The sequence below is a fragment of the Brevundimonas sp. genome (assembly GCF_041911375.1).
GTDB lineage: Bacteria > Pseudomonadota > Alphaproteobacteria > Caulobacterales > Caulobacteraceae > Brevundimonas.
In genome coordinates this window covers 1-7,484 of the sequence record NZ_JAYRPA010000076.1, presented here as the reverse complement: position 1 = coordinate 7,484, position 7,484 = coordinate 1, and the positions used below count along the sequence as shown (strand labels likewise).

8 protein-coding genes and 1 pseudogene are annotated in these 7,484 nt (G+C 69.7%); 3 read left to right on the top strand and 6 right to left on the bottom strand.

Features of this window, described 5'->3' with window-relative positions:
• Positions 1-199 (top strand): annotated as a pseudogene (locus ACE3PU_RS13295) (UTP--glucose-1-phosphate uridylyltransferase); the annotation flags it as partial.
• On the opposite strand, the gene ACE3PU_RS13290 reads toward ACE3PU_RS13295, so the two are convergent.
• Complete coding sequence (locus tag ACE3PU_RS13290; RefSeq protein WP_374390562.1) at positions 196-450, bottom strand: hypothetical protein; 255 nt, start codon at positions 448-450, stop codon at positions 196-198. The pseudogene ACE3PU_RS13295 and the gene ACE3PU_RS13290 overlap by 4 nt on opposite strands.
• Before the next feature lie 215 nt (positions 451-665).
• Here ACE3PU_RS13290 and obgE point away from each other — a divergent pair, with 215 nt between their 5' ends.
• Positions 666-1,712 (top strand): GTPase ObgE, encoded by a 1,047-nt coding sequence (obgE, locus tag ACE3PU_RS13285; RefSeq protein WP_374390560.1) that lies wholly within the window; start codon positions 666-668, stop codon positions 1,710-1,712.
• A 75-nt stretch (positions 1,713-1,787) separates the two neighbouring features.
• Complete coding sequence (locus ACE3PU_RS13280) at positions 1,788-2,684, top strand: hypothetical protein (RefSeq protein WP_374390558.1); 897 nt, start codon at positions 1,788-1,790, stop codon at positions 2,682-2,684.
• Positions 2,685-2,756: 72 nt separating this feature from the next.
• On the opposite strand, the gene rimM is transcribed toward ACE3PU_RS13280, so the two are convergent.
• The 5 genes from rimM to ACE3PU_RS13255 all read right to left on the bottom strand — a co-directional run.
• On the bottom strand, positions 2,757-3,284 hold the full coding sequence (rimM, locus tag ACE3PU_RS13275; RefSeq protein WP_374390556.1) for a ribosome maturation factor RimM: 528 nt from the start codon (positions 3,282-3,284) through the stop codon (positions 2,757-2,759).
• Positions 3,285-3,385: 101 nt separating this feature from the next.
• On the bottom strand, positions 3,386-3,910 hold the full coding sequence (gene rpsP, locus ACE3PU_RS13270; RefSeq protein ID WP_374390554.1) for a 30S ribosomal protein S16: 525 nt from the start codon (positions 3,908-3,910) through the stop codon (positions 3,386-3,388).
• A gap of 23 nt (positions 3,911-3,933) precedes the next feature.
• Positions 3,934-5,451 (bottom strand): signal recognition particle protein, encoded by a 1,518-nt coding sequence (gene ffh, locus ACE3PU_RS13265; RefSeq protein ID WP_374390552.1) that lies wholly within the window; start codon positions 5,449-5,451, stop codon positions 3,934-3,936.
• A 254-nt stretch (positions 5,452-5,705) separates the two neighbouring features.
• Complete coding sequence (locus tag ACE3PU_RS13260; protein WP_374390550.1) at positions 5,706-7,091, bottom strand: S41 family peptidase; 1,386 nt, start codon at positions 7,089-7,091, stop codon at positions 5,706-5,708.
• Between the two features lie 138 nt (positions 7,092-7,229).
• Positions 7,230-7,484: murein hydrolase activator EnvC (locus ACE3PU_RS13255; RefSeq protein ID WP_374390548.1), on the bottom strand; the 255-nt coding region annotated here is incomplete at its 5' end.

Genomic DNA, 7,484 nt, shown 5'->3' with positions numbered 1-7,484 from the left:
GGGCGCGGGCGGCGAGATCCAGCTGACCGACGCCATGGCGCGGCTGATGGCGGACCAGAGCTTCACCGCCGTGGAATATGCGGGCGTCACCCACGACTGCGGCGACAAGATCGGTCTGCTGCGCGCCAATGTCGCCCTGGCTCTGAAGCGCGCCGACCTGGGCGACGCCGCCAGGACGGCGATTTCGTCGCTGCTCTAGAACATCACGCTGATGCGCCGTGCGGCCGGCTCCACCGCCGCCGCGACCCGCGTTTTCAGCGCGTCCAGGCCCACGACGGGCGGCGCGACCGCGCCGGCGGCGGCGTAGGCGCCCAGGGCGGCCTTCATCTCATAGGCCAGCATCGCCGCCATCGCCGGATTGGCGGCGCCGGCGGTCTGGAGGATGCGCAGATGGGCGGCGAGCTGGTCGATGTGCCGCTTGGCCGCCTCGGCGGTTTCTGGCGGCTTCACGGGCGGTTCGACCCGGCGCGGAGGCTCGGGCTCCGCGGCTTCGGGTTGCGAAAACCGGGCGCGGAACGCCGTCGGCGCCGCGGGTTCGACGAACGGGCGGGTGAGCGCGGGCGACGTCAAAGGTTTCATGAGCGTTAACGCTCGGCTGCTTTGGTTAATCAGGTCTTAACGACCGGCGCCTCGCCCTCGCCGCCGTCTTTTGGCATAAGCCGCCGATGAAGTTCCTTGACCAGGCCAAGATCTATATCCGCTCGGGCAACGGCGGCGCGGGTTCCGTGTCGTTCCGGCGCGAGAAATTCATCCCCAACGGCGGCCCCGACGGCGGCGACGGCGGCAAGGGCGGCGACGTCTGGATTGAGGCGGTGGAGGGTCTGAACACCCTGATCGACTACCGCTACCAGCAGCATTTCAAGGCCCAGACCGGCGCCCACGGCCAGGGCCGGCAGATGCACGGCGGCAAGGGCCAGGACGTGGTGCTGAAGGTCCCTGTCGGCACCCAGGTGCTGGACGAGGACAAGGAGACGGTGCTGCTGGACATGGATACGGCCGGCAAGTCCGAACTGCTGCTCAAGGGCGGCAACGGCGGCTGGGGCAACGTCCACTTCAAGGGGCCGGTCAACCAGGCCCCCACCCACGCCAATCCGGGTCAGGAGGGCCAGGAGCGCTGGATCTGGCTGCGGCTGAAGCTGATCGCCGACATCGGCCTGGCGGGCCTGCCCAATGCGGGCAAGTCGACCTTCCTGTCGGCCGCCAGCGCGGCCAGGCCCAAGGTGGCCGACTATCCCTTCACCACCCTGACGCCGAACCTGGGCATGGTCGACCTGTCGCCGTCGGAGCGGTTCGTCATCGCCGACATCCCCGGCCTGATCGAAGGCGCCAGCGAGGGCGCGGGCCTGGGCACGCGCTTCCTGGGCCATGTGGAACGGTCGGCCAGCCTGATCCATCTGATCGACGGGACCCAGGACGACGTGGCCGAGGCCTATCGCATCATCCGCGGGGAGCTGGAGGCCTATGGCGAGGGCCTGGCCGACAAGGCCGAGATCCTGGCCCTGAACAAGATCGACGCCCTGACGCCCGAGATGCGCGAGGAGAAGGCCGACCAGCTGGAGGCCGTCGCGGGCCGCCGGCCGATGCTGGTTTCGGGCGTATCCGGCGAGGGCGTGCCGGAACTGCTGCGCGCCGCCTGGGCCGAGGTGAGGAAGACCCGCGGGGCCCTGGCCGACGAAAGCGAGGTCGCCCAGACGACCGGCTGGCAGCCCTGATCGCGCACCCCCTGACAACGGAATCGGCGCGCGTGCGTTAGCATCCGGTACAGCGAAGCTGGGGGAGACGTTTCGATGCGGCGTGTTCTGATCTGGTCGATCCTGACGGCGATCGTCGCCGTGATCCTGATCGGGGTCGGCTACTGGGCCTACTGGAACTTCTTCGCCCGCTTCCAGCCCGTGACGATCACGCAGAACCAGGCCGAGATCCAGCGGCTGCTGGACGAGGCGTCCTGGGTTTCGGAAGGCGGCGGCGGCCAGCCGGTCTATGTCGTCGGCTGGCGCGACAGCGCCGCCATGGACCGCTATCTGCGCGAAGAAGCGCCGCGCCTGAAGGCCGGCGGGGCCGAGCCGCGCTTCATCCTGTTCGCGCGGCCCGATCGCGAGGGGGCGCCGCAATCGACCCCGGCCGAACGCGCCACCATCGCCGAACTGTGGCTGACGCGCGACTGGCGGCTGTTCCAGCGCTGGACCTCGACCCCGCCACGCAGCTGGACCGCCCAGGGCGTAGCGCCGGCCGACGGGAACCTGGCCCGCGAAGCCGTGGTGGACGCGACCCGTCGCTTCGACGCCCAGTTGACGACGTTCTTGCAGCCGTCGGGGGTGGAGCCGATCCATCCGCTGGTGCTGTGGCGCGACCGCGAGGGGTTCCTCAAGGCGTGCGCCTGCGCCGATGCGCGCGGCTGGGCCTTCATCCGCGACGACCTCGGCGCGCCGGACCGGATCGGCGACCCGTCCGAGGCGCCTGTCGCCGGGACCGTGCCGTCGATGTCCTATCCCGACGTGTCGGGCGCGCCGCCGATCGCTGCGCCGGGCCAGCCCGTCCCCCCGCAAGCCGGCCCGGACCCGCAGCCTTCCCAGACGCCGCAGGCCCCCAAGGCGCAGCGCAACCCGCCCGCGCCGTCACGTCCCGCCCAGCCCCCACGCGCCGCGCCTCAGGCGCAGAAGCAGGACGACACGACCTTCTTTTGAGGGAGCAATCCCCATCGTCCTGGGCGCCGGGTTCGTCCTGCGGACGCGCTGAAGGACGCGTGGCGTGCGCGCTCAGTCCGGCTCGCGCTCGCCGACCTCGGTCGGGCGCAGGGCGCGCAGCCAGCCGTCGGCGGACCGCACCTCCGGCACGGCGTCGCGGGTGAAGGGCAGATACCAGGTCGGACCGCCCGCCGCCGGCGCGATCTCCAGCATGTCGTCGGCGCCGAAGTTCTGGACCGCCTTGACCGTGCCGATCACGGCATCCTCGCCGTCGCGCGCCTGAAGGCCGATCAGGTCGGCGAGGTAGAATTCGTCCTCTTCCGGTTCCGGAAAGCGGTCGCGTGGCACGTGCAGCTTCAGGCCGCGCAGGGCGTCGGCCTCTTCCTTGGTGGCGATCTCCTTGGCCCGGCCGACGACGCCGTTCTTGTCCGGCCGCGCCGAGGTCAGGGTCAGGCCCACGGAGCCGTCCGCACGCAACAGCGGTCCATAGGCCGTCAGCGCCAGCGGATCGGCGGTGAAGGCGGTGATCCGCACCTCGCCCCGGACGCCGAAGCCGCCGCCGACCTGGCCGACGAGGATGAGTCTGCTGTCCCTGGTCATGCGTCGTCCTCTCTCATGCCCGCCCCATAACAGAAAAGCAGCGTCCGCGAGGACGCTGCTTTCCATGATCCGATCCGGCCGGAGCCGGAATGGCGAAGAGCTTAGCCCTCGGCCTTTTCCTCGGTCGCTTCAGCGGCGGGGGCTTCTTCAGCAGCGGCTTCGGCGGCCGGAGCCTCTTCAGCGGCCGGAGCGTTCTTGGCGGCTTCGGCCTCTTCCTTGGCGCGGGCGGCGGCTTCGGCGGCTTCAGCCTTGGCGGCGGCTTCGGCTTCCAGACGGTCGGCCTCGCGCTGGGCGCGCTCGGCGGCGCGTTCCTGGGCCTTCTTGCCGGGCTGGGCCTTGTTCGGGTTGTTGCCCTGCGTCCACTTCACCTTGGCGCCCAGGGTCTCGTCCTGCGACAGGAAGCGGGCGACGCGGTCGGTCGGCTGGGCGCCCTTGCCGAGCCATTCGGCGATGCGCTCGACCTTCAGGGCCACGCGCGGCGTGGCGCCGTCCTTGGGCAGCATCGGGTTGTAGCTGCCGACCTTTTCGATGAACTTGCCGTCGCGCGGCGAGTGCGAGTCGGCGATGACGATGTGGTAGTAGGGGCGCTTCTTGGCGCCGCCGCGGGCCAGACGAATCTTCAGCATTGTCAGTCTCTTTCTAGATCAGATCAGTTCTTTTTCGGGAAGCCCGGCAAGCCCGGAAGGCCCCCCGGAAGTTGTCCGCCGCCCAGTCCGGCAAGCCGTTCCTGGACCGCTTTCAGTTCGTCGGCGCTGGGTTCCGGCATCTTGCCGCCGCCCATGGCCTTGAGGCGGGCCAGGTCGGGGCCGCCTCCGCCGCCGAGACCGCCCAGCATGGCGGCCATCTGCTGCATCTTCTTGGGTCCGCCGCGCGCCATCGACTTGACCACATCGGCCATCTGGCGGTGCTGCTTGAGGACCCGGTTCACGTCCTGCACCTCGACGCCGGCGCCGGCGGCGATCCGCTTCTTGCGGCTGGCGTTCAGCAGGTCCGGCTTCTTGCGCTCGGCCTTGGTCATCGAGGAGATGATGGCTTCCTGACGCAGGATCATGCGGTCGTCGATGCCGCTCTCGGCCATCTGGCCCTTCATCTTGGCCACGCCGGGCAGCATGCCCATGATGCCCTGAAGTCCGCCCATCCGCTTCATCTGCTGAAGCTGGCCGGCCAGGTCGTCCAGGTCGAACTGGCCCTTGGCCAGCTTGCGGGCCATCTTCTCGGCCTTGGCCTGATCCAGGTCCTGGGCGGCCTTTTCGACCAGGGCCACGATGTCGCCCTGGCCCAGGATGCGGCCCGCGACGCGGCGGGCGTCGAACACGTCCAGCGCATCGACCTTTTCGCCGGCGCCCAGATATTTGATCGGCAGGCCGGTGACGGCCCGCATCGACAGCATGGCGCCGCCGCGCCCGTCGCCGTCGGCGCGGGTCAGGACCAGGCCGGTCAGCGGCAGCCGTTCATGGAAGGCCTTGGCGGTGCGGACCGCGTCCTGGCCGGTCAGGCTGTCGGCGACCAGCAGGGTCTCGACGGGCTTGGCGATGTCGGCGACCTCGGCCACCTCGTTCATCAGCCCTTCGTCCAGGGTGATGCGGCCGGCGGTGTCCAGGATCAGGACGTCGAAGCCCTGAAGCTTGGCCGACTGCAGCGCCCGACGGGTGATCTGGACCGCGCTCTCGCCCGCCACGATCGGCAGGGTCGCGACCTCGATCTGCTTGCCCAGGGTCGCCAGCTGCTCCATCGCGGCCGGACGACGCGTGTCCAGCGAGGCCATCATGACCTTCTTGCGATCGAACTTGGTCAGGCGCAGCGCCAGCTTGGCCGAGGTGGTCGTCTTGCCCGAGCCCTGCAGGCCGGCCATCAGCAGCACGGCGGGCGGATTGGCGTTGGTGTTCAGCGGGACCGGCTCTTCGCCGCCCAGCATCTCGATCAGGCCGTCATAGACGATCTTGACCACCTGGTCGGCCGGCTTGACCGAACGGATGACCTCTTCGCCGGTGGCGCGCTCGGTGGCGAAGGCGATGAAGTCCTTGACGACCGGCAGGGCGACGTCGGCCTCGAGCAGGGCCACGCGCACCTCGCGCATCGCCTCGGCGACATCCTTTTCGGACAGGGCGCCGCGGCCGGTGATCCGGTCGAAGACGCCTGTCAGCCGCTCGTTCAGAGCCTCGAACATTCACTACCTCATGTGGCGCAGGCGAAGCGGCTCCATACGACAACGGCCCCCGGCGACGATCACGTCGGCGGAGGGTTCTCGCCTGACTCGTCCGGCGGGCCGGGGTCGTTCAGGTGGAGACGCGAGGTTCACTTGCGTCGGAAGCGGCGGCTTATGAAGGAAAAGAGGGGCGAAGGCAACCGAGGCGAGTCGGCGCCAGCCTCCTCTGCCCCTTCGTCAAAGCAGGAGCGAGCGCAAGACGGGCGGACGAACGCCTATTCCTGCTCGTCCGGCGTCTCCGGTTCGTCCGCCGGGGTCGCATCCGGCTTGGGCTCCGAGCCCGGTTCGGTGACGACGATCCCTTCCGCGGGCGCGCTCAGCCTGGAGATGTCGCCGCCGGCGCGCAGCAGGTCCAGCGCGCGCTCCAGCTGATAGTCCTTGTCCTTGTCGTAGTCCTCGCCCGGGGCCTCGCGCGGCGTGTGGGCGCCCTTGCGCTCGGCGCCGATGGAGGAGTCCAGCGCGGTCGCATAGGCCGCCTCGGAATAGATAAAGCTGGAGCGCGAAACGATGCGGGCCTCGGCCGCCGAGCGCGCCACCTCGTAGTCTGGCTCGATGCCGATCTTCTGAATCGAGGCGCCGGACGGGGTGTAATAGCGCGCGGTAGTGATCGACAGGGCGCCGTCGCGGCCCTGGCGCAGCGGGATCACCGTCTGCACCGACCCCTTGCCGAAGCTGGTCAGGCCCAGGATGGTCGCGCGCTGGTGATCCTTCAGGGCGCCGGCGACGATTTCGGACGCCGAGGCCGAGCCGTAGTTGATCAGCACCACCACCGGCAGGCCGCCGGTCAGGTCGCCGGGCTTGGCGGAATAACGCTCGATCTGCTCGGGCTTGCGGCCGCGCTGGCTGACGATCTCGCCGCGTTCCAGGAAGGCGTCCGACACGTCGATGGCCGCCGTCAGCAGGCCGCCGCCGTTGTTGCGCAGATCCAGGACATAGCCCTTCACGCCGGGCTTCTCGGCCTTGATCTTGGCGATCGCCTCGGTCAACTCGCGGCCGGTGTTCTCGTTGAAGGTCGAGACGCGCAGATAGCCGAAGTCGCCCTCGACGCGGCCGGTCACCGACTGAACCTTGATGACCTCGCGGGTCAGCACGACCTCCAGCGGATCCTCGCCGTCGCGCAGGAAGGTGACCTTGACGCTGGTGCCGACCTCGCCGCGCAACTTCTCGGACACCTGACTGACGGTCAGGCCCGCAGCGTTCTGGCCGTCGATGGCGCTGATGACGTCGCCCGCCTGGACGCCGGCGCGCGCGGCCGGGCTCTCGTCCATGGGCGAGATGACCTTCACCAGGCCGCCCTCGGAGGTGATGGTCAGGCCGACGCCGGAATACTGCCCCTCGGTCCGCTCGCGCAGGTCGTCGTAATTGTCGGGCGGCAGATAGTTCGAATGCGGGTCCAGCGCCGTCATCATGCCGCTGAGCGCCGCCTCGATCAGCTTCTTGTTGTCGACCGGCACCACGTACAGCTGCTCGACGATGCCGACGACGTCGCCGAACAGCTCCAGCATGCGGAAGGTTTCGTTGCGCGGGGTCTGACTGGCGACGGCGGCGGCGGATCCGCCGAGAGCCAGGGCGGCGCAGCCGACGAGGAGCAGTTTACGCATTCGGTCTCTTTCGGTGGGCCCGATCATGGGAGGCGCCCGGTTCGATCAAAGGCCCCGCAGACACGACCAAATCGTGGCGACGCGGCGTCCCGCCGATAAAATCAGCGTCAGGCCCGAAAGCAAAGACCAATTACGGGTTTAGCGCAGCCAGGGGCCCGGATCGATCGGGCGCTCGTCGCGGCGGAGCTCGAAATAGACGTCGCCGTCCGGGCCGCTGCGCCCCAGGGTCTGGCCGTCGGCGACGCGCGCGTCGGCCTGGACCTCCACCGTCTCAAGCCCGGCGATCACCGCCCGCCAGCCCGGCCCCAGGTCCAGGATCACCACCTGGCCCCAGCCGCTCAGCGGTCCGGCATAGGCCACCTTGGCGTCGGCGGGCGCGGCGACGGCGGCGCG